This window comes from Duganella fentianensis (assembly GCF_964031615.1).
Lineage (GTDB): Bacteria > Pseudomonadota > Gammaproteobacteria > Burkholderiales > Burkholderiaceae_D > Rugamonas > Rugamonas fentianensis_A.
In genome coordinates this window covers 367,725-386,311 of sequence record NZ_CAXIQN010000009.1, presented here as the reverse complement: position 1 = coordinate 386,311, position 18,587 = coordinate 367,725, and the positions used below count along the sequence as shown (strand labels likewise).

At 63.0% G+C, this 18,587-nt stretch carries 25 protein-coding genes; 12 read left to right on the top strand and 13 right to left on the bottom strand.

What is annotated here, in order from left to right:
• Positions 1 to 139: 139 nt before the first annotated feature.
• The 5 genes from ABNT42_RS07635 to ABNT42_RS07615 all read left to right on the top strand — a co-directional run bounded on the left by ABNT42_RS07635 (position 140) and on the right by ABNT42_RS07615 (position 4,244).
• Positions 140 to 1,636, top strand: a complete 1,497-nt coding sequence (locus ABNT42_RS07635) for a DEAD/DEAH box helicase (protein ID WP_348696079.1) — start codon at positions 140 to 142, stop codon at positions 1,634 to 1,636.
• Between the two features lie 106 nt (positions 1,637 to 1,742).
• Positions 1,743 to 2,522, top strand: coding sequence for a 2-oxo-tetronate isomerase (otnI, locus tag ABNT42_RS07630; RefSeq protein ID WP_348696077.1), 780 nt, complete (start codon positions 1,743 to 1,745; stop codon positions 2,520 to 2,522).
• 69 nt (positions 2,523 to 2,591) lie between these two features.
• On the top strand, positions 2,592 to 3,392 hold the full coding sequence (locus ABNT42_RS07625; protein WP_348696075.1) for a hypothetical protein: 801 nt from the start codon (positions 2,592 to 2,594) through the stop codon (positions 3,390 to 3,392).
• Entirely contained in the window at positions 3,389 to 3,799 is a 411-nt protein-coding gene (locus tag ABNT42_RS07620) for a hypothetical protein (protein ID WP_348696073.1), read from the top strand. The genes ABNT42_RS07625 and ABNT42_RS07620 overlap by 4 nt, the downstream gene beginning before the upstream one ends.
• A 58-nt stretch (positions 3,800 to 3,857) precedes the next feature.
• Positions 3,858 to 4,244 (top strand): TraR/DksA C4-type zinc finger protein, encoded by a 387-nt coding sequence (locus ABNT42_RS07615; protein ID WP_348696071.1) that lies wholly within the window; start codon positions 3,858 to 3,860, stop codon positions 4,242 to 4,244.
• Between the two features lie 47 nt (positions 4,245 to 4,291).
• Here the strand turns inward: ABNT42_RS07615 and ABNT42_RS07610 are convergent, their stop codons facing one another.
• From ABNT42_RS07610 to ABNT42_RS07600, 3 genes are all read right to left on the bottom strand, one after another.
• Positions 4,292 to 4,654: a hypothetical protein gene (locus tag ABNT42_RS07610; RefSeq protein ID WP_348696069.1), complete on the bottom strand. Its 363-nt coding sequence runs from the start codon at positions 4,652 to 4,654 to the stop codon at positions 4,292 to 4,294.
• Positions 4,655 to 4,816: 162 nt separating this feature from the next.
• Positions 4,817 to 5,680, bottom strand: coding sequence for a M90 family metallopeptidase (locus ABNT42_RS07605; RefSeq protein ID WP_348696067.1), 864 nt, complete (start codon positions 5,678 to 5,680; stop codon positions 4,817 to 4,819).
• Positions 5,681 to 5,796: 116 nt separating this feature from the next.
• The gene (locus ABNT42_RS07600) at positions 5,797 to 6,291 is read right to left on the bottom strand and encodes a winged helix-turn-helix domain-containing protein (protein ID WP_348696110.1); all 495 of its coding nucleotides are present in this window, start codon (positions 6,289 to 6,291) and stop codon (positions 5,797 to 5,799) included.
• 417 nt (positions 6,292 to 6,708) lie between these two features.
• Between ABNT42_RS07600 and ABNT42_RS07595 the strand changes: the two genes are divergently transcribed.
• On the top strand, positions 6,709 to 7,764 hold the full coding sequence (locus ABNT42_RS07595) for an OmpA family protein (RefSeq protein ID WP_348696065.1): 1,056 nt from the start codon (positions 6,709 to 6,711) through the stop codon (positions 7,762 to 7,764).
• A 15-nt stretch (positions 7,765 to 7,779) separates the two neighbouring features.
• Positions 7,780 to 8,649 carry a YihY/virulence factor BrkB family protein gene (locus ABNT42_RS07590; protein ID WP_348696063.1) on the top strand — a complete coding sequence of 290 codons (870 nt, stop codon included), beginning with the start codon at positions 7,780 to 7,782 and terminating at the stop codon, positions 8,647 to 8,649.
• A gap of 43 nt (positions 8,650 to 8,692) precedes the next feature.
• Here ABNT42_RS07590 and ABNT42_RS07585 read toward each other — a convergent pair whose 3' ends face one another.
• Positions 8,693 to 8,986 (bottom strand): hypothetical protein, encoded by a 294-nt coding sequence (locus tag ABNT42_RS07585; RefSeq protein ID WP_348696061.1) that lies wholly within the window; start codon positions 8,984 to 8,986, stop codon positions 8,693 to 8,695.
• 107 nt (positions 8,987 to 9,093) lie between these two features.
• A complete protein-coding gene (locus ABNT42_RS07580) occupies positions 9,094 to 9,405 on the bottom strand; it encodes a BON domain-containing protein (RefSeq protein ID WP_348696059.1) in 312 nt (103 codons plus the stop codon).
• 206 nt (positions 9,406 to 9,611) lie between these two features.
• On the opposite strand from ABNT42_RS07580, the gene ABNT42_RS07575 reads away from it, so the two are divergent.
• Positions 9,612 to 10,073, top strand: coding sequence for a glycine zipper 2TM domain-containing protein (locus ABNT42_RS07575; RefSeq protein ID WP_348696057.1), 462 nt, complete (start codon positions 9,612 to 9,614; stop codon positions 10,071 to 10,073).
• On the opposite strand, the gene ABNT42_RS07570 is transcribed toward ABNT42_RS07575, so the two are convergent.
• The 7 genes from ABNT42_RS07570 to ABNT42_RS07540 all read right to left on the bottom strand — a co-directional run bounded on the left by ABNT42_RS07570 (position 10,070) and on the right by ABNT42_RS07540 (position 14,288).
• Positions 10,070 to 11,227, bottom strand: coding sequence for a patatin-like phospholipase family protein (locus tag ABNT42_RS07570; RefSeq protein WP_348696055.1), 1,158 nt, complete (start codon positions 11,225 to 11,227; stop codon positions 10,070 to 10,072). The two genes, ABNT42_RS07575 and ABNT42_RS07570, sit on opposite strands and share 4 nt — an antisense overlap.
• Positions 11,228 to 11,272: 45 nt before the next feature.
• A complete protein-coding gene (locus tag ABNT42_RS07565) occupies positions 11,273 to 11,644 on the bottom strand; it encodes a hypothetical protein (RefSeq protein ID WP_348696054.1) in 372 nt (123 codons plus the stop codon).
• 11 nt (positions 11,645 to 11,655) lie between these two features.
• Positions 11,656 to 12,036 carry a phage holin family protein gene (locus ABNT42_RS07560; protein ID WP_348696052.1) on the bottom strand — a complete coding sequence of 127 codons (381 nt, stop codon included), beginning with the start codon at positions 12,034 to 12,036 and terminating at the stop codon, positions 11,656 to 11,658.
• A gap of 6 nt (positions 12,037 to 12,042) precedes the next feature.
• Positions 12,043 to 12,345, bottom strand: coding sequence for a DUF883 family protein (locus ABNT42_RS07555; protein WP_348696050.1), 303 nt, complete (start codon positions 12,343 to 12,345; stop codon positions 12,043 to 12,045).
• Between the two features lie 58 nt (positions 12,346 to 12,403).
• Positions 12,404 to 12,940: a ferritin-like domain-containing protein gene (locus ABNT42_RS07550; RefSeq protein ID WP_348696049.1), complete on the bottom strand. Its 537-nt coding sequence runs from the start codon at positions 12,938 to 12,940 to the stop codon at positions 12,404 to 12,406.
• A 14-nt stretch (positions 12,941 to 12,954) separates the two neighbouring features.
• Entirely contained in the window at positions 12,955 to 13,755 is an 801-nt protein-coding gene (locus tag ABNT42_RS07545) for an OmpA family protein (protein WP_348696109.1), read from the bottom strand.
• A 137-nt stretch (positions 13,756 to 13,892) separates the two neighbouring features.
• Positions 13,893 to 14,288, bottom strand: coding sequence for a DUF4398 domain-containing protein (locus ABNT42_RS07540; protein WP_348696047.1), 396 nt, complete (start codon positions 14,286 to 14,288; stop codon positions 13,893 to 13,895).
• Positions 14,289 to 14,477: 189 nt separating this feature from the next.
• Here ABNT42_RS07540 and ABNT42_RS07535 point away from each other — a divergent pair, with 189 nt between their 5' ends.
• Both ABNT42_RS07535 and ABNT42_RS07530 read left to right on the top strand, forming a co-directional pair.
• A complete protein-coding gene (locus tag ABNT42_RS07535) occupies positions 14,478 to 16,487 on the top strand; it encodes an AsmA family protein (RefSeq protein WP_348696045.1) in 2,010 nt (669 codons plus the stop codon).
• A 132-nt stretch (positions 16,488 to 16,619) separates the two neighbouring features.
• Positions 16,620 to 16,844, top strand: a complete 225-nt coding sequence (locus ABNT42_RS07530) for a glycine zipper 2TM domain-containing protein (protein ID WP_348696043.1) — start codon at positions 16,620 to 16,622, stop codon at positions 16,842 to 16,844.
• Here ABNT42_RS07530 and ABNT42_RS07525 read toward each other — a convergent pair.
• Positions 16,825 to 17,553 carry a Crp/Fnr family transcriptional regulator gene (locus tag ABNT42_RS07525; protein WP_348696041.1) on the bottom strand — a complete coding sequence of 243 codons (729 nt, stop codon included), beginning with the start codon at positions 17,551 to 17,553 and terminating at the stop codon, positions 16,825 to 16,827. The genes ABNT42_RS07530 and ABNT42_RS07525 overlap by 20 nt on opposite strands.
• Before the next feature lie 112 nt (positions 17,554 to 17,665).
• On the opposite strand from ABNT42_RS07525, the gene ABNT42_RS07520 reads away from it, so the two are divergent.
• Together ABNT42_RS07520 and ABNT42_RS07515 are read left to right on the top strand one after the other, a co-directional pair.
• Positions 17,666 to 18,316 carry a glycine zipper 2TM domain-containing protein gene (locus ABNT42_RS07520; protein ID WP_348696039.1) on the top strand — a complete coding sequence of 217 codons (651 nt, stop codon included), beginning with the start codon at positions 17,666 to 17,668 and terminating at the stop codon, positions 18,314 to 18,316.
• Positions 18,317 to 18,429: 113 nt separating this feature from the next.
• A complete protein-coding gene (locus ABNT42_RS07515) occupies positions 18,430 to 18,576 on the top strand; it encodes a lmo0937 family membrane protein (protein WP_155434136.1) in 147 nt (48 codons plus the stop codon).
• The last annotated feature ends 11 nt before the right edge of the window (positions 18,577 to 18,587 follow it).

The following is an 18,587-nucleotide window of genomic DNA, read 5'->3' as shown; positions in this document are numbered from 1 at the left end:
GAAACAATATACGGATGAAGCTGTTATACTCTGCTCTGCGGCCCCCTTTGACCAGTCCTCTGCCGCAGTATCATCCACCTAGATTGCCTGCGACTGGCGCCAGCAACTGGCGACAGGCCTATCCTCACTTAGAGTTACCATGTCCTTTACATCCCTCGGTTTGTCCGATGCCATCGTCCGCGCTGTCACTGAAGCGGGCTACACTGCGCCCACCCCCATCCAGCAACAGGCGATTCCCGCCGTCCTGAATGGCGGCGACCTGCTGGCAGGCGCACAGACCGGCACCGGCAAGACCGCCGGCTTTACCCTGCCCGTGCTGCACCGCCTGTCCACCGACGCGCGTGGTCTGGCACTGGCCAATAACACGGCGCCGCGCCCTATCCGCGCCCTGATCCTGACGCCGACCCGCGAACTGGCGGCCCAGGTCGAGGAAAGCGTGCGCGTGTACGGCAAATACACCAAGCTCAACTCCACCGTAATTTTCGGCGGCGTGGGCATCAACCCGCAGATCAAACAGCTCAAGCATGGCGTCGATATTCTGGTCGCCACGCCGGGCCGTCTGCTCGACCACATGGAACAGGGCACCGTCAAACTGGAACAGATCGAAATTCTGATCCTCGACGAAGCCGACCGCATGCTCGATATGGGCTTTATCCGCGACATCCGCAAAGTGCTGGCCGCCCTGCCGCCCAAGCGCCAGAACCTGCTGTTCTCGGCCACCTTCTCGGACGAGATCAAGGCGCTGGCCGACGGCCTGCTGGACAAGCCGGCCACCATCGAAGTGGCACGCCGCAACTCCACCGTGGAAATCATTGCGCAGAAAATCCATCCGGTCGACCGCGACAAGAAACACCCTATGCTGTCCTACCTGATCAAGGCGCATAACTGGACCCAGGTGCTGGTATTCACCCGCACCAAGCACGGCGCCAACAAACTGGTCGATCAGCTCGGCGCCGACGGCATCGGCGCCATGGCCATCCACGGCAACAAGAGCCAGTCGGCTCGTACCCGCGCCCTGTCCGAATTCAAAGATGGCACGCTGCAAGTATTAGTGGCCACCGACATCGCCGCGCGCGGTATCGATATCGACCAGCTGCCGCACGTGGTCAACTACGATCTGCCGAATGTGCCGGAAGATTATGTCCACCGGATCGGCCGTACCGGCCGCGCCGGCGCCACCGGTGAAGCCGTGTCGCTGGTCTGCGTGGACGAGCACGAGATGCTGAAAGACATCGAGAAGCTGATCAAGCAGACCTTGCCACGCGAAGTGATCGCCGGTTTCGAGCCGGATCCGAATGCCCGCGCCCAGCCTATCCAGCTGCGCAGCGGCGGCCCCGGTCACCGCAACGGTCCTAGCCGCCATGGCAACAAGCCACGCAGCGGTGGCGGCCAGCGCAGCGCAGGTGGCAACGGCGGCGGTAATGGTGGCGGCAACGGCGCTGGCCGCAGTGCTGGCAGCAACGGCGGCGGCAATGCCCCCCGTGGCAACGGCGGTGGTAATGGCGGTGGTAATGGTGGACGCAGCAATGGCGGCGGCAACGGCCCGCGCGCCAATGGCGCCGGTCCGCGCGGCAATGGCAACGGCAATGCACCGCGCAGCGCCGCCCAGCACCGCTCTGGCGGTCGCGGCCGCTAAGCCCTCCCCCGCAACGGTCTGCGCTGTGCTGCACAGCGCACGCGGACCGTCCTACACAGCGGATTTTGGGCTAGGATAGCGGTTCTGCCTGACTGCCGGAATCACTATGCCCAAGTTCGCTGCCAATCTCACCATGCTATTCAACGAGGTACCCTTCCTCGAGCGCTTTGCGCTGGCGCGCGAAGCGGGCTTCGACGGCGTGGAATTCCTGTTTCCCTATGCCTACGATGCCGATCAGCTGGCCGAACGCCTGCGCCGCCATCAGCTCCAGCTCGTGCTATTCAACCTGCCCTGCGGCGACTGGAATGCAGGCGACCGCGGCATGGCCTGCGACCCGCGCCGGCTCGATGAATTCCGCAGCGGGGTCGATACGGCGCTCGAATACGCGCTGGAACTGGAAGTGCGCCAGCTGCACTGCATGGCGGGCAAGCTGCCCGCCGGACTGGCGCCGGAACGGGCCCGTGCCACCTATATCGACAACCTGCGCTATGCTGCCGGCAAGCTGGCCCCCCATGGCATCAATCTGCTGATCGAACCGATCAACCACTACGACATGCCCGGTTATCTGCTCAACACCAGCCAGCAGGCGGCCGACATCATTGCCGAAGCGGGCTGCCAGAATCTGTTCCTGCAATACGACATCTACCACATGCAGCGCATGGAGGGTGAACTGGCCAACACTATCCGTGCCCGCCTGCCCCTGATCCGCCACATGCAGATTGCCGACACGCCGGGCCGGCATGAGCCGGGCACGGGCGAAATCAATTACCGCTTCCTGTTCCGCCTGATCGACGACCTCGGCTACGACGGCTGGCTGGGCTGCGAATACCTGCCGGCCGGCGACACGCTGGCGGGGCTGTCGTGGCGCACCGCACTCACCAGCTAGCACCTTTGCGCTAGCTCAATACGGCCCGAACCGGCCGGAACAGACTGGGCTTTTTCCGCAGGAGAGCCCATGCGTTCCTATTCCTTTGCTGCACTGGCGGGCTGCATACTGAGCTGCACCGTGCTGCTCACCGGTTGTGCCAGCAGCACGCCGCAAACAGCCGCCGTGCGCGAATTCGCTGCGCTCGCGCCCAAGCTGCAGAGCTACCACGAACTCACCGAGCGCTACCGCCACACCTACCAGCGCGAACAACCCTTTCTTAGCGCCGAGGCCGATGCCGTCGAGCGCCAGCAGGACCGCCAGCGCCAGCAAGCCTGTGATGATTTCGTCAAGCTGCATGGCGGCGTGCTTGCCTATATGCAGGCACTGGGACGGCTGGCGGGCGACAAGCAGTACGATCTGGAAGACCAGATCAAGGCGATGGGCAGCGGCCTGCGCGCCTGGCCCGCACAGGGGCTAGACGACCGCCATGTCACTGCCTTCACCGGCCTGAGCCGCCTGCTAGCACGTGCCGTCACGGCACCGGCCCAGCAGGCCGCTGTGCAAGAATTGCTGCAGGCAGGTGCGCCCGCCGTCCAGCAGCTTCTGAGCGCTATGCAGAACCTGCTGCGGCTATACCAGCGCAGCAGCGAAAACGAACAGGCCATCGTGCTGGGGCTACTGGAAACGGAACTGCCGTATGCCGATCCGCAAAGCCAGCGCCTGCTGCGCGCAGTGGCGGGCGTACTGCAACAGGAAAAGCGCAATGAATACCGCCTGTTCGAGCTACGCAGCACGCTGGCGCGCCAGCATCTGGACAACATCATCGCGCAGCATCAGGCCCTGCTGGCGCAACTGCCTGCCAGCACCAGCAACGGAGGTGTGCCATGAGTAACGTGACGGAAATCGAAGCACTGGCCAGCCAGCTCAGCGAATGCGCTACCGCGCTGCACCGCCGTATCCTGCAGGCGCTGCGCCCGCCCGCGGCAGCGCAGGCCCAGATACAGGCCCTGTTCGGGCGCGAAGTGGCTTTGCGCATGTGTGCCAACGGCCTGTATCTGGATGCGGCCAGGCTGGCAGCTAGCGGGCTGGATCCGGCCCAGCAGCAGCTGCTGGCTGTCACCGCGCGCGCCCGTGTGAAACTGGAACAGATCCAGCACATCAAGGATGTATTCGACTTCAGTGCCGAACTGCTGGCACTGGGCGCTGCCATCGCCAGCGGCAAACCCGAGCACCTGCTCAAACCACTGGAAAACCTCAAGCACCAGCTCGATGCCTTCGACCATGCTGCGCCCTGATGACTGAACAAAAAGACTCTAGCCCGGTCTAACCCACAGGCAGAACGGGAACGGTGTCATGAACGGACTAGAAACTCAGCAATGGCAACATTTGCAGGAAGTGTTGCGACAGGACTATGCCGCGCTACTGGCCCAGCTGGCCGACGAAACCCTGCATACGGCGGCGCTGCGGCGCCCCCTGCCCCATGAAGTGCAGGCTTCGCCATCCGATAATGCCAGCCAGCGCAACTTCGAGGCCCAGCATGTGGAAGCGGCTGCGCACACCTTGCAGCAATTGCAGAGCGTGCGTCATGCCTTGGCCAAATTTGCCGAAGCCAGTTACGGCCTGTGCGAGACCTGTGGTGAAGCTATCGGCTATTCGCGCCTGCAGGCACGGCCCGATGCCCGCCTGTGCATCGTCTGCCAGACCCGCGCCGAACAACTAGGGCGCGGCCGGGCGGCCTGAAGATCGCTACAGCAGCTGACACCAGCGCCCGCCGGATGGTGAGGAAGTTAATCGTTATTCAGCCACGGCTGGCTGCGGATTTTGGCCACCTGCCGCTGGGCTAGCAAGCGCCATAGCTGCAAGGCATCGGCCTGTTTCAAGGCCTGCATGGTGCGCGGCGTGGCCAAGGCGATTTCACAATCGCGATCCGACCATTCGGCAAAGCGCACATCGCCGCCACCGGAGACTTCCACTTCATACATCAGCCCGTCGTCATAGCCGAAGCGCAGCACGGCGCTGCCGGGGCCACCATCGGGATTCGCCACCTTGCCACTGTAGACGTCCGCCAGCGCCGCCGCCATCTGGGCTTCGGACGGTGCCCGCACATCGCGGCCATCGGGGCGAGTAAGCTCTAGCCATGCCTGTGTCATTGACGCATCTCCTATCAGAACGCGCAGTTGCAACGGCTGCCGGTTGAAAACCTGATGCGCCTATCATACCGAAAAAAGGCCGGCGTGCAGGCGGCGTCTCGCATAAGCAACAATCAGCTGCAACAGTGCAGAAACAGCATGATTGTCAGCCTGCTAAAGTCGCTACCAGTAAGCGGGCGCCGCGTAGCTGGACGGTATGACCACGGGCGGCGCACTGATCCACTGACGGGGATCGACGCGGTAATACTTGCTCAATTCGGCAAACAGCTCGCTATGATGTTCTGCCATCTGATACGGCTTTTCGAAAAAGGTTTCCGTCGCCACGGCGAAGAATTCAGCGGGGCTGGTGGCACCATACGGGTCCATCACCGTGTCCTGCCGGTACAGCGCGTGCAGCCGCAGGTTGTTGTAGTCGCGCGTGAGCACTTCCGACCATTCGCGGTAGCTGGCCGGATTGCCCAGATAGGGCGCACCGTTAGCACGGCCTGATTCACTATCGAGCTGGTGGGCAAATTCATGCAGCACCACATTATGGCCGTCGCTCCAGTCAGCCATGCCGCGCAGCACGGCATCCCATGCCAGCACCACCCGCCCGTCATCCCACGATTCGCCCAGCATACTCTGGTGACCCGGCGTGACCACGCCGCCCGGTCCTACATGGGCGCGCGGTGCGACAAACTCGGTGGGATACAGCAGAATGGTGTGCAGCGCCGGATACACTTTGCTGGGGCGGTTCAGCAACAGCAAACAAGCTTGCGCAGCGATCAGCACGGCCATCTCATCCGTCACTTCCAACCCTTCGCAGCCGATGAATTTTTTCTCGTGCAAGAACTGCCTGATCAGACGCTGCAACTGTTGCTGCAGGTCGGGTGGCATGCGCCGGTAGACGGGCAGATAGCGTTCCAGCGTGGCCTGTGCGGCAGCCGGCAATGGCTGCGCCAGCACACGACGCAGACGCCAGCGCGGGTAATACAGCGGCAGTGCTATCAACAGCGCCGTCAAAGCTATCCAGAGCAGTGCATCCATCGGTCGCCCATCCGTTCGAGTTCGAGTCCAGCCTACATGGGGCGTGGCGGCGGCTTTTCAATATGCAAACAGCCGGTCACGCCGGCTGTTCATCATACCTGCACTGCTCGCCCCCGTCAGAGACTCTGCTCCTTGTGCTGGGCCGGGGCGGAACCGAACAGGGCGGCCACCAGCGGATCGCGCATCACAGGGCTACGGTTGACCCTGATCGCGTAATGGGTATCGTCTGCCAGAATGTGGAAGTGGCGCCCGGCGCCCGCCATGGCCTGCTCGCGCAGACCGGGGCGTTCCTTGCGCGCCGGTGCACCTTCGCGCTTGGGCTGGACTATGGCCGCCAGAAACGCCCGCACCCGCTCGGGGTCCGGCGTCAGCTGGTACACGGCTTTGCCCAGATAGGTGGCGGTACCTTCCACATAGCGCGCTAGTTCGATTACGCCCGCTTCGCGCAGGTCGCGGATGTATTTGCGTGCGCCGGAAGGAGAGAATTTAAGGAACCACGCAATCTCGTCGGCCAGCATTTCATGCAGCTGTAATTCGCCTATCAGCTTCTGCATGTTTTCAATGCGGCGCATGGTGGCCGAAGTGGAGCGCACGCGCTCGATGGAAGCCATGCACAGGCCGGGCTTGCGATCGATAGGCGGTGCCGGACGCTCGATCAGGCCGGAAGGCTGGTGGTGGGCAGCAGATACTGGCGTGGTGTCTGGCCCCGTCTGGGTTGGTCGCTCTGCATACATGGATAGACTCCTTATCTCGATTACCGACACAGTCGGCGCTACTCTGACGCCAAGAATGACGGCTGGCAGCTTTTCAGTCTGTGCGGCAGCGAACATTGCTCACAGAAGCTGGGCTTATGTATGTGACCTCTTGCAATAGCGGAAGTTGCAGCAATAGCGAGCCGTTTGAGATAGCTCAAGCTTCCGTGCGTCAGCGTACGGATGAGGACCAACTATCGGCCTAGTCTCCACTCCAACAGCGATGCCGGGCCATTGCTGCCGCCCCTCACCTACAAACAGAAACGGAGCGTCCCAGTGAAATTCATCCCATCTATATTTCCTCTTATTCCACTCACCAGCGCCGCGCTGTGCCTGTCCGGCACGGTGCAAGCACAAGATCCCCTCATCAATCCCTCGTGGTATGTGCAACCGAGCCTGAATGCCATCAAACCCGATAGCGACTTCGGCACGGACAAACGCGGCTATGGTCTGGGCCTGCGCATCGGCAAACCCGTCAGCGAAGCGTGGGATGTACAACTGGGCACCAGCTACGCCCGTAGCCGCGACGGCGGCCGGCGCTACCAGCAGAACACGCTGGGTGTCGATGGCCTGTATCTGTTTTCGCGCCAGAGTTTCCGCCCATTCCTGCTGATCGGCCTCGGTGCCGAGCGCGATAAAAGCAATCTGCCGCTGATGGCGGAACACAGCAAGACTTCCCCCTATGTGAGTGCGGGCCTGGGCTTTCAGGCTGACCTGAGCGAGCGGGTCAGCCTGCAGGCCGATTTGCGCAACGTGCACGGCTTCCTGCGTGGCGACACATTCCCCAGCAGCAAGAGCAATAACTACTATGCCACCATAGGCTTGAACATCGCCTTCAATGCCCCGCCCAAACCGGCACCGCTAGCTCCGCCACCACCGCCACCTCCCATTGCGGCCGAACCACCGCCACCGCCCACGCCCGTACCACCCGCACCGCCGCCACCGGCACGCTTCGAGAAAGTCACCATGTCGGCCACCGAACTGTTCGCCTTCGACAGCGCACAATTGCAATCGGGCCAGCCCAAACTGGACGATATCGCCGCACTGCTGAACGCCAACCCGGGCGTGGAGCAAGTGGTCATCACCGGCTACACCGACCGGCTAGGCAGTCCGCGCTACAACCAGAAGCTATCGGAGCGCCGGGCACAGGCCGTGAAAGACTATCTGGTCAGCAAAGGCATTGCCGCCACCCGCCTGAATGCCGTGGGCAAAGGCGAGGCTGATGCCGTAGTCCAGTGCCAGCAGAAGCAGCGTAGTGCACTGATCGCCTGCCTCGCGCCTAACCGCCGTGTGGAAGTCGAGCAGATTACCGTCGAACGGCGTGTGCAGTAAGGCGCGCAAACAGCCATGCGTGGTGTGCTCGCCTCCGGCTACCGCTTACTGCATGCCACCATCCATGACTGGCTAGCCCACCGCGCCGCCAGCAAAGGTGCGGCGCTCGCTTTCTACACACTGTTCTCGCTGGCGCCCGTGCTGCTGTTTGTGCTGGCCATCGCGGGCAGCCTGTACGGCGTGGCGGCAGCAAGAGGCCAGCTATTCGGCGAGCTGCGCCAACTGCTGGGCCGCGATGGGGCGCAAGCGGTAGAACTGCTGCTGGCCGGTGCCAGCAATCCCGCAGCAGGCCACTGGGCAACGGCGCTGGCGGCCGTGATCCTGCTGGTAGGCGCCACCACAGTATTCGCCGAGCTGAAAGCCAGTCTGGATGAAATCTGGCAAATCGCCCCCGCCCGCGACAGCGCGCTGCTGACCTTGATCCGTACCCGCCTGCTGTCACTGGGCATGATACTGGTGCTGGCTTTTCTGCTGCTGGTATCACTGGCCGTCAGCGCCGCCCTCAGCCTGCTCGATCAGTTAGGCAGCGCCGACAACCGCTATCTGGCGGCCCTGCTGGGCGGACTCAACGCCTTTTTCACCTATCTGGTCATCAGCACCCTGTTTGCTGCGATTTTCAAACTGCTGCCGCAAGTCCGGCTGGCATGGCGCGATGTGCTGATCGGCGCCCTCGGCACGGCAGCGCTGTTCACGCTGGGCAAGCATCTGATCGGTGTATATATCGGTCATAGCGCACTGGCCGATAGCTATGGCGCCGCCAGCGCCATGGTGGCGCTGCTGCTGTGGGTGTATTACTCGGCACAGATCTTCTTTCTCGGCGCCGAATTCACCCGTCAGTATGCTATGCAGCACGGCAGTCTGCGCGCAGGCACGCGCGCTGCCTGATCCCCCACAGGAGGCGCAGGGTCTGTGCGCCCACCAGACACGCTTATTGCTGGCGGCAGCGCCAGTAATAGGCCGCCGAGGCGACGGGCAGTTCCGCCACGGGCACGCTGCTGGCCAGCGCTAGCTGATCTGCTTCGCGCAGGCGCGCATCGGGCGCCAGCACACGGGCAATCACGCCCGGACTGACGCCTATCTTGCGCAGAAACTCCACCGCATTGGCGGTGCCCAGATCACGCTGCACAGTAAGCGCCTGCCGCACTACATGTTCGAGCGACTGCCAGCCTTCGGCTGCGCTATCGCCCTGCCACTGCTGGCGTCTGTCATGTTCGGGTTGCATGGCGTCCCCCTGTTGCGTATGGCACCAGCACCATGCCGGCTTGCCGTCCAAGCTACATCTTAGCCAAGTTTCGGCGCGCGACAAGCCAGCCTGCTTGCTTCAACAGCTTACTTGACGTGGATATCGTTCTTGACGGCTTTCACACCCTTGACGTTGCGGGCAATTTCGGTGGCCTTGGCCATGTCGTCCGGCTGGGCCACGAAGCCGCTCAGCTGCACCGTTCCCTTGAAGGTTTCCACATTGATCTCGGTGGATTTCAAGCTAGGCTCGTTGAAGATGCCGGCTTTCACTTTGGTGGTAATCACCGAGTCATCCACGTATTCGCCCGTGCCTTCGCGCGTGGTGGTGGGAGCGCAGCCAGCAACGGCCAGCAGGCTAACAGTGAATAGAGCAGTCGCAATATGTCGAGTCAGTTTCATGGCATTCTCCTTGATGTTGTCGGAACAGTTGTGCAGTGCTATCGGGTGCCCGGCATGGGCACCGATGTCTGACGTTGTACGCGCCAACCCGACAGTAATCCGTACGCTAGCGTACAAAAACGCCGTTTCCCCCTCTTGGTGCAGCAGCGCACAGACCCTGCCCATGCTGCGGCTTACTCTGAGGATATTGTTTAAGGAGGAAGATCATGCGCACTACCCACACCTTCGCCACCACGTTCAGTGTGCTACTGACCAGTGCTGTCCTGCTGGGCGGCTGCGCGAATAATCCGCCCCCTGTCCAGCAGGGGTATTACGCCAACCAGTCCGACGCTGCCAGCTATGGCACCATCGATGCCATCAAGGTAGTAAATGTCAGCAACAGCAACAGCGGTGCCGGTGCCGTGGCTGGTGGCGTGGTCGGTGCACTGTTAGGCAATCAGGTGGGCAGTGGTAGCGGGCGTACCGCCGCCACCGTGGCCGGCGCCGTGGGCGGTGCCGTGGTCGGTAACAATATCGAGAGCCAGCGCAAGACACAGCAGCGCCAGCAATACCAGATCAGCGTGCGCATGGATAACGGCGACTACCGCATCATCAATCAGGATGCACTGGACGATCTGCGGGTGGGCCATCGCGTGCGTCTGATCGATGGCCGCGTCTACCGCTATTAAGCCCGGCTGCTAGCAGCCTCATGGTGTACGGGCGGTAGCTCGTGCACCACCAGCGGGGTATCTTCGCTCACCAGACCCAGCCAGCCCGCCGCGTGTATGGCGCGCAGCGCATCCTGATAGCCCTGCTCCCAGCGCCATTCGATGGAACCCCGGGAGAAATTGATATCCTTGGCTGCCATATTCCAGTCGCGTCCCGCGTACGGCAGGCGCACCACATGCAGCGTGGAACCGCAACCCAGTTCGGCCAGATCGCGCGCACCCTGTTCGCTCTGCGCATGCTGGGGCAGTGCCAGATATAGATCGCGAATTTTCTGCTGCATGCGGTGACGCTTCACATAATCATCGAGGTGGCGCTGCGAACGGGAAGCAAACGTCACATCCTTCTGGCGCGTCTGTACTTCGTCCAGTGTGGTCGGCTCGCGCCCGTCGGCACTCCACAGATCGACCATGAAACACAGCGTATCGACCTGCTCCGCATCATCGAGCACAGTCTCCAGCGGGGTATTCGAGTACAGCCCGCCATCCCAGTACAGCTCGCCGTCTATGCGCACGGGCGGAAAACCGGGCGGCAAGGCGCCACTCGCACGGATATGATCGGCGCTGATCGTCAGCTGGCGGTTATCGAAGCTGCGCAAGGTGCCGCAAGTCACCTTCAGCGCGTTCACGGTTAGGCGCATACCACCCGACTGATTCAGATAATCCCAGTCGATCAAGCGGTTCAGCGTGCTTTCCAACTCGCTCGTATCGTAGAAACTGGCCTGTTCAGGCGCTACGGCCAAGCCCAGCGGAAACATGCTGGGCCAGCGCGGCCGGAAAAAGCCCGGCACGCCGCGCAGCAGCGTGTCCCAAGTTTGCAGCAGCACATTCGAGCGCCGCTGCAGGTCAGGCACGCGACGCATATCGTAGCTGTCGCGATGGGCTATGCCCTGCCAGAATTCGCGCAACCGTTCCAGCCGTGTTTCATGCGGATTGCCAGCCAGTATGGCGGCATTGATGGCACCGATGGAGGTGCCCACTATCCATTCCGGCGCCAAGCCATGTTCATGCATAGCTTGAAACACTCCGGCCTGATAGGCTCCCAGCGCACCACCGCCCTGCAGCACCAGCACCACGCGCAGCCGCGCCGGATTCAGATTGCGTTCCTGCTTACCCATCCGTACCCTCCAATGAAAAAACGCCGCAGAGCGGCGTTTCAGACATCATTCCTGCGCTTCCCCGCCCGTATCGCGGCGACGACGCAGCCACGCCGCGCCCAGCCCCGCCGCGGCCACCAGTGCCAGCATGGGTTTGAACATGCGCTTGCGCATCAGGTAGGAACCTACCGTGACGGCATACGGCATCAGCCATTTGACGTCCATGCCCTGCAGGCCACCCGGTTGCAGCAGACCACCCAGCCGCGACTGGGCCAGCCCCACCGCATGTTCGACCACACCCTGCACCAGTGCATCCGGTTGCAGCGCATTGCCGACCAGCGCTTTGGCATGCACCACCTTGATGCGGTACAGCTCCCCTTCGCGGATCAGGCGCTGTTTCTCTGCTTCGAGGGCGGCACTCTGTGCTTCTTTGCTCATCGTTCCTCCCCTTACAGCAGCATATCGCGGTCGGCTTTGAGTTCCGCCATGGTGGCAGGCATGGACAGCTTGCCACTACGGATCAGCCGGCGTGCATACACGATCAGTCCCAGCGCCAGCGCCACGAACACGGCCGTCATCAGCGGCAGGATCAGCCAGCCCATGGCATTCCAGGCCAGATACACGATGGTCACCGTGGCATAGGCCAGCGCAAAGCAGCCCGCCACCACGGCTAGTGCAAACACCAGCACCAGTTGCAGCAAGTGGTTGCGCACCTCGGACAATTCCAGCGCGGCCAGTTCCAGCCGCGTCAGAATCAGCCCTATGCTATTGCGGGCGATATTGCCCAGCGAAGCAATCAGGCCGGGCGGGCGTTGCGGAGTCTCCGTCACGATGGCTTACTTGCGACCGATGATCACGCCGATCAGCAGGCCGATGCCAGCCGCTGCAGCGATCGAACGCCATGGATTTTCCTTGACGTAGTCGTCGGCCTGTTTCGCCACTTCCTTGCTGGCGGCAATCGCGCTCTGCTGGGCTTCCTGGGCCTTGGCCAGTGCCGTATCGAGCGCACGCATGCCGCGGCCGCGCAGTTCGTCGGCTTTTTCGCCCGTCAGCGCCGTGGCGGCCGTGAACAATGCCTGTGCATCTTTCACCAGCGTTTTCACATCGTTGTTCACGGTACTGAAGTTTTGTTCCAGCATGATTAAGCTCCTGTTCTGGTGGGGTTGATCTGTACAGCAGTCTTCACTGTACAGCATTTTATTCAAGCAGATCGCGCATATCGTCGGCATGTTCCTCCTCCACCGCCATAATCCTTATCAGCAAATGGCGGGTGGTGGGATCGCTATCGCCTATCTTTTCCACCATCTGCCGGTAGGACTCTATCGCTACCCGCTCGGCGACCAGATTGGCGCGCACCATTGATTGCACATCTACACAGACATCATACTCGGCATGGCTACGCGCGAGCAATGTTGCTGGATTGAAATCAGGCTGCCCGTTCAGCTGGACGATGCGCTCGGCCAGCCAGTCGGCATGTTCCTGCTCCTGCAGCGCATGCTCGAGAAACTCGGCCTTGATGGACGCATGTTCGCGCCCCGTCACCGTGTAGTAGTGGCGCTTGTAGCGCAGGATGCAGACCAGTTCCGTCGCCAGAGCATCGTTGAGCATGGCCAGCACGGCCATCCGGTCACCCTGATACCCGGCCGTGACGGGACCATCCTTGAGGTTGCGCGCGGCGGCACGGATGGCCGCCACATCGATACCGCCCGCATGGGGCATAGTAGCTTGACTCATCATATTCTCCTTGCTTAATGGCGGCTGGCGATGGGCGCGCCGTTCTGCGACAGCACGATTTCCACGCGCCGGTTCAACTGGCGGCTGGCGGCATCGCTATTGCTGGCCACGGGATAGGCAGCGCCATAACCGCGCGTGGCGATCTTTTCCTGCGCCACCCCCAAGCCGATCAGGGCATTGCGCACCGCTTCGGCGCGGCGCTGCGATAGTTGCAGATTGTGGTCAGCAGAACCCGTGCTATCGGTAAAGCCTTCGATCAGCACCACACTCTGAGGGGCCTGCATCAGCACATCGGCCAGCTTCTGCGCCGTACGCATGCCATCGGCACTGAGTTCGGCCTTATCGATCTGGAACAGCACATCGCTCAGCGTAATGATGATGCCGCGCTCGGTCTGCTTTGCCTGCAAATCGGCCAGTTGCTGCTGCAGGGCGGCATTACGCGCTGCCACTTCGCGCGCACTGCTAGCCATCGCCGCAGCCTGCGCCTTGGCGCGCTCGGCTTCGCTGCGGGCCTGATCGGCTTCCACGGTACGCTGCTGCAAACGCAGCGCATCGCGTTCCTGACCGGCCGCCGCCACGCTGGCTTCGGCCTGCTTCTGGCGCGCTACTTCCTGCGCCGTGGCGATCTTCTGCCGCGCCACATAAGCCAGCTTATCAACCTGCTCGCTGCTTTCGCGCCGCCCTGCCGCTGCATTGGCCTGCTCCAGCGCTGCGCCTGCATCACGGAATTCCGTGGCCGCGTACGTGCTCACGGCCAGATTGTTCTGCGCCGCCTGATAGTCGCTACGGGTCTGATCCAGCAGCATGGTGCTCATGGGCGTGGTACTGCAAGCGGCCAGCCATAGCAGCAGCAACAGGACCAGCAGTAGCTTGGGTAGCTGGTTCCACCACAAAGCTGGCCATGTCACATCGGCAATCGCAGTTTTTTTCTTGATGTACATGATCATTCTCCCTAGCGTGTGACCGGATGGGCACTGCGCGCCAGTTCATCGCGCAGCGCCTGTATGCTGCGCTGGACTTCTTCCGCTGCCTGTGCTGCCTTGGCCGAACTGGCCTTGCTCTGGGCTAGCCGGGCGTCAGCTTCAGCCTGATTGGCCCAGTCGGCCGCCGCCTGATAATCGCGCGTGGCCAGCGCCTGATTGGCCCGCATCAGCTTGGCGCGCGCCGCTTCCATTTCTGCCGGCGCCACTTCGGCCGCACCGGCACTGGCCGCCGCATCGACCGCGGCACGGGAGACTGCTACATCCGCCGTGGCCGGGGTCTTCTGGCTGGCACAGCCGGCCAGCCCTGCACCCACCGCTAGCAACAGCGCCGCCGCGCGGGCGCCCTGATATGCTGATCGCTTCATCGTCGTTCTCCTTATCTAGCCTGTCGATACCATCACCTTAGCCCCGCAAGGGGCAGAGTTTCCGTTCGTTGACGCACGCAAGCGGCTCAGGCACCGCTCAGCCAACAGCACACTGCAAGGCTGGTGCAAGCGGTGTAAGCTAGCGCCACCTACCACCTAGTCCACCCAGTCCATCCGAGGAGTGCTGCCATGCCCCTACGCCGCCGTATCGCGCTGCTGCTAACCGTACCAGCCGCGCTGCTGGTGCTTGTGCTGGTACTCACCGTAGTGCTGCTCAACACCACGGACTGGAACCGCGCCCGCCCCTGGCTTAACGAAAAAATCAGTCTGGCCCTGCAACGCCCGTTTGCGATCCGCGGCGATCTGACCCTCAGCTGGCACAGGCCGGAACTCGGCGCTGACCAGCACGGCTGGCGCGCCTACTTGCCCATGCCGCGTCTGCTGGCGCGCGATCTGCATCTGGCCAATCCGGCCAGCATGGCGGAACAGGGCGAACTGGCCAGCATCGCCAGTGCACTGCTTGAAATCGAATTGCTGCCGCTGCTGCAACAGCGCATCGTGATTCCCATGCTGCGGCTGGAGCAGCCGCAGCTGCATCTGCTACGCCGCGCCGACGGCCAGCACAACTGGGGGTTCGCGCCGCCGCAGAAAGCCACGGCATGGCGGCTGGAACTGCAGACGCTGCAATTGGGTGATGGCCAGTTGCAGCTACGCGATGCACTACAGCAGCTAGACCTCAGCGCCACCATGCAGACACTGGAGCACGCCGCCCCCTACGGTGTGGCATGGCAACTGCAAGGGCACTGGAAGCAGCAGCCGGTGCAGGGAGAAGGCAAGGCCGGCGCCCTGCTAGGCCTACAGGAACAGAAACGGCCCTACCCGCTGCAAGCCGTGCTCGACGTCGGCGGTAGCCGCATGGCCCTGAGCGGCACACTGGTGCGGCCCGCCCAGCTCACCAGCCTTGATCTGCAACTGAGCCTGTCCGGCGCCAGCATGGCGCGCCTGTACGGTCTGACCGGCGTGCTGCTACCGGAAACCCCGCCCTTCAGCACGGCCGGCCATCTGCATGGCGAACTGGGCGCGCAGGCCAGCCGCTGGCAATATCAGTCTTTCATGGGCCGTGTGGGCGGCTCCGACATCGCGGGCAATCTCGAATACCGCTACGGTGCGGCCATGAAGCGGCCGCAACTGACGGGTGCGGTGCAGGCAGGCTTGCTGCGGCTCAGTGATCTGGGCCCGCTGATAGGCGCCGATTCTAACCAGAGCAAACAGCAGCGCGGTGTGGCGCCAGTGCAGCCGGCCAATAAAGTACTGCCGGTGGAAACTTTTCATCAGGCCCGCTGGAGCGCACTCGATGCCGACGTGCGCTTCCGCGCGGGCCGCATCACGCGCGAGCAGGATTTGCCGATCGCGCAGGTGGATACCCGCATCCTGCTGCAAGATGGTGTGCTGCGTCTACAGCCGCTGCAATTCGAGATTGCCGGTGGCAGCTTCGATGCCAGCCTGAAACTCGACGGCAGTGGCAGCCCGCTGGCCGATGCCATCGGGGCCGATCTCAAGGCCCATGCCCGTCACCTGCATCTGGCCCAGCTATTCCCCCGCATCGCCGCCATGCAGGCCACGGTGGGCGAAGTCAATGCCGAACTGGCGCTCACGGCGCAGGGCAACTCGGTGGCCGGCATGCTGGCCAGCGCAAATGGCGAGCTGCGCGGCGTGGTCAGCCGGGGCAGTATCAGCAAGCTGCTGCTGGAAGAAATGGGGCTGAATCTGGGCAGCGTGGTGCTCACCAGACTGGTGGGCGACCGGCAGGTACAGCTGAACTGCCTGATCAGCGATTTCACCGTGCGCAACGGTCTGATGCAGACCCGCCTGTTCGCGGCCGACACCACCGATGCGCGCATCGATGTGGAAGGTCAGGTCAGTCTGAGTAAGGAGCAGCTGAACCTGACGCTACGGCCGCAGGCCAAAGGGGTGCGCATCATTTCCCTACGCGCGCCTATCTATCTGCACGGCAGCTTCAAACAGCCCGACATCAGCATCGATAAGAAAGTGCTGGCCCTGCGCGCAGGTGGCGCGCTGGCACTGGCCGCCGTGGCCCCCGTGGCTGCCATCCTGCCCCTGATGAGCAGCGGCAGCAACGCCGACACCGACTGCGCCAGCCTGCTCGCAGAGCGGCGCACGCCCCCCCCCGTCCCGTAACGTGCGCTAGCGTACAGAACGGACACAGCGGCCGGCATAAGCTGGCGTCAAGCTGCTGTGACGGCCGCACGCGAGTATGCGTCAGGCCGCCGGCAGTTTTGCCCGCGCGGCTCATCAGATCAGGAGAACAACATGAAACACAGCATACGCAAACTGGGCCTCGTCGCCCTGCTGGGCACCAGCATGGCATTGAGTGCATGCAGCAATATGTCGGCACGCGACCAGAATACCGCCATCGGTGCCGGTCTGGGTGCCGTCGCCGGCTCGGTGCTAACGGGCGGCAGTGCGGCCGGCACCGTGGGTGGCGCCGCCGTCGGTGGCGTGATCGGCAATCAGGTCAGCAAGCCACCGCGCTAGCCGCGCGCACCAGGCCGTAGCAACGGCAAGCCACCTGTTCCAGCCCGGCGGCATCGAGGATTTCGATGTTGCCGCGGCTATAGCCTATCAGCTGCTTATCCTGCAAGGCGCAAGCGGCCTTAGTCACGCCCACCCGCCGCACACCCAGCATCTGGGCCAGAAATTCGTGGGTCAGGTGAAACTTCTGCGTGTGCAGACGGTCCCGCGTCATCAGCAGCACGCGCGCCAGCCGCGCTTCCAGCATGTGGAAGCGGCTGCATACGGCGATCTGTATGACCTGCGCCAGCAAGGCTTCCGTGTACAGGTGCAGCGCTTGCTGCAGCACCGGCATCTGCCGGTACAGCTGGCCGAAACGGCCAGATTCCACCCGTAGCAAGCAACCGCTGCGCTGAACTACCGCGCGTAGCGGTAGTGGCCGCCCCGCATGCAGCACGGCAGCGCCCAGCATGCCTTCGCACCCCACCACGCCCACTTCCAGCGTCGAGCGGCCGTCGGCCACCGCCAGTAGCGACACCAACGTGTCGAGCGGGAAGAACACGCAGGCAGGCGCCTGCCCTGCCTCATACAGCAACTGCCCAGCCTGCACCCGCACTGTCTCGCATTGCGCCAGCAACAGCGCGCGTTCGGACTCCGGCAGCGCTGCCAGCAGCAAATTCTCGGGCAGGCGCTGCACAGCAGGGGTGAGATCGATGGTGGCGTCAGTAAGCATAGCGGCAGCGTAGAGCTGCAAAGATGTGCTGTATGTACGCTGACGCACGGAAGAAAAAGATGTCCTCGCGGAAAATCTTGCCATCATCGACTACATTACGACGAGGCCCATCATGGACAACATCAACAATATCGGCGGCACTGCCGCAGCCCACCCTGACCAAGCTGCGGTCCGCCCCCTGCACCCGCTACTCCTAAGCGCCGCGGTTGCGGTGCTGCTGTTCTGCGGCGTCGGCAGTGCCGCCATCATGGGCTGGCTGCCCGCTGCCAGTGCCATCGACGGTGCGGCGCCCGCAGCGGCGCCCGCATTGGCCGCAGCGCCCGCATTAGCCGCAGCGCCAGCACTGGCACCAGAACAGCGCTACGCAGCGGTAGACAGCAGCCGCGCCATGGCGGAAAGCCAGCCAGCTGCGCGGCCTGCCCCGGCCGTGTGCAATAGCTGCGGCGTGATCAGTGCTATCCGCAGTGTCGAGCAACGCGGCCAGGGCACGGGCGTGGGGGCGGCCGGCGGCGCCATCCTCGGCGGTCTGCTGGGCAATCAGATCGGTAGCGGCCATGGTCGCCAGCTGGCCACGGTGGCCGGTGCAGTAGGCGGCGCCGTGGCCGGCAACCAAGTGGAAGGCAATATGAAGAGCACGCGCAGCTGGGAAATTACCGTACGCATGGATAACGGCGCGCGCCGCGTGCTGCACCAGTCGGCCCAGCCACAATGGCATGAAGGCGATGCCGTGCGTATTGTGAACGGTCAGTTGCGCGCCAATTAAGTACGGCAGCGTACGGACGGCAATTGCCGGGCAAGCGACTATCCGATCCAGTGCCGCTGGCTGTGAACACTGGCCAGCGGCCTGATTACGCTTACTACGTTCAGGAGATTGCCATGCTATACACCATTGCTGTCGTACTCATCATCCTCTGGCTACTGGGACTGGTGACGTCCTATACCATCGGCGGTTTCATTCATGTGCTGCTGGTGATCGCCATCATCATGGTGCTGCTGCGCCTGATTAACGGACGGGGGCTCTAGGCTAGTCTCAG

What these genes read in the sequence shown, in the direction of transcription:
- ABNT42_RS07635 (WP_348696079.1), top strand. Translation starts at nt 140, where the DNA reads ATGTCCTTTACATCCCTCGGTTTGTCCGATGCCATCGTCCGCGCTGTC.
- otnI (WP_348696077.1), top strand. Translation starts at nt 1,743, where the DNA reads ATGCCCAAGTTCGCTGCCAATCTCACCATGCTATTCAACGAGGTACCC.
- ABNT42_RS07625 (WP_348696075.1), top strand. Translation starts at nt 2,592, where the DNA reads ATGCGTTCCTATTCCTTTGCTGCACTGGCGGGCTGCATACTGAGCTGC.
- ABNT42_RS07620 (WP_348696073.1), top strand. Translation starts at nt 3,389, where the DNA reads ATGAGTAACGTGACGGAAATCGAAGCACTGGCCAGCCAGCTCAGCGAA.
- ABNT42_RS07615 (WP_348696071.1), top strand. Translation starts at nt 3,858, where the DNA reads ATGAACGGACTAGAAACTCAGCAATGGCAACATTTGCAGGAAGTGTTG.
- ABNT42_RS07610 (WP_348696069.1), bottom strand. Translation starts at nt 4,654, where the DNA reads ATGACACAGGCATGGCTAGAGCTTACTCGCCCCGATGGCCGCGATGTG.
- ABNT42_RS07605 (WP_348696067.1), bottom strand. Translation starts at nt 5,680, where the DNA reads ATGGATGCACTGCTCTGGATAGCTTTGACGGCGCTGTTGATAGCACTG.
- ABNT42_RS07600 (WP_348696110.1), bottom strand. Translation starts at nt 6,291, where the DNA reads ATGGCTTCCATCGAGCGCGTGCGCTCCACTTCGGCCACCATGCGCCGC.
- ABNT42_RS07590 (WP_348696063.1), top strand. Translation starts at nt 7,780, where the DNA reads ATGCGTGGTGTGCTCGCCTCCGGCTACCGCTTACTGCATGCCACCATC.
- ABNT42_RS07585 (WP_348696061.1), bottom strand. Translation starts at nt 8,986, where the DNA reads ATGCAACCCGAACATGACAGACGCCAGCAGTGGCAGGGCGATAGCGCA.
- ABNT42_RS07580 (WP_348696059.1), bottom strand. Translation starts at nt 9,405, where the DNA reads ATGAAACTGACTCGACATATTGCGACTGCTCTATTCACTGTTAGCCTG.
- ABNT42_RS07575 (WP_348696057.1), top strand. Translation starts at nt 9,612, where the DNA reads ATGCGCACTACCCACACCTTCGCCACCACGTTCAGTGTGCTACTGACC.
- ABNT42_RS07570 (WP_348696055.1), bottom strand. Translation starts at nt 11,227, where the DNA reads ATGGGTAAGCAGGAACGCAATCTGAATCCGGCGCGGCTGCGCGTGGTG.
- ABNT42_RS07565 (WP_348696054.1), bottom strand. Translation starts at nt 11,644, where the DNA reads ATGAGCAAAGAAGCACAGAGTGCCGCCCTCGAAGCAGAGAAACAGCGC.
- ABNT42_RS07555 (WP_348696050.1), bottom strand. Translation starts at nt 12,345, where the DNA reads ATGCTGGAACAAAACTTCAGTACCGTGAACAACGATGTGAAAACGCTG.
- ABNT42_RS07550 (WP_348696049.1), bottom strand. Translation starts at nt 12,940, where the DNA reads ATGAGTCAAGCTACTATGCCCCATGCGGGCGGTATCGATGTGGCGGCC.
- ABNT42_RS07545 (WP_348696109.1), bottom strand. Translation starts at nt 13,755, where the DNA reads ATGAGCACCATGCTGCTGGATCAGACCCGTAGCGACTATCAGGCGGCG.
- ABNT42_RS07540 (WP_348696047.1), bottom strand. Translation starts at nt 14,288, where the DNA reads ATGAAGCGATCAGCATATCAGGGCGCCCGCGCGGCGGCGCTGTTGCTA.
- ABNT42_RS07535 (WP_348696045.1), top strand. Translation starts at nt 14,478, where the DNA reads ATGCCCCTACGCCGCCGTATCGCGCTGCTGCTAACCGTACCAGCCGCG.
- ABNT42_RS07530 (WP_348696043.1), top strand. Translation starts at nt 16,620, where the DNA reads ATGAAACACAGCATACGCAAACTGGGCCTCGTCGCCCTGCTGGGCACC.
- ABNT42_RS07525 (WP_348696041.1), bottom strand. Translation starts at nt 17,553, where the DNA reads ATGCTTACTGACGCCACCATCGATCTCACCCCTGCTGTGCAGCGCCTG.
- ABNT42_RS07520 (WP_348696039.1), top strand. Translation starts at nt 17,666, where the DNA reads ATGGACAACATCAACAATATCGGCGGCACTGCCGCAGCCCACCCTGAC.
- ABNT42_RS07515 (WP_155434136.1), top strand. Translation starts at nt 18,430, where the DNA reads ATGCTATACACCATTGCTGTCGTACTCATCATCCTCTGGCTACTGGGA.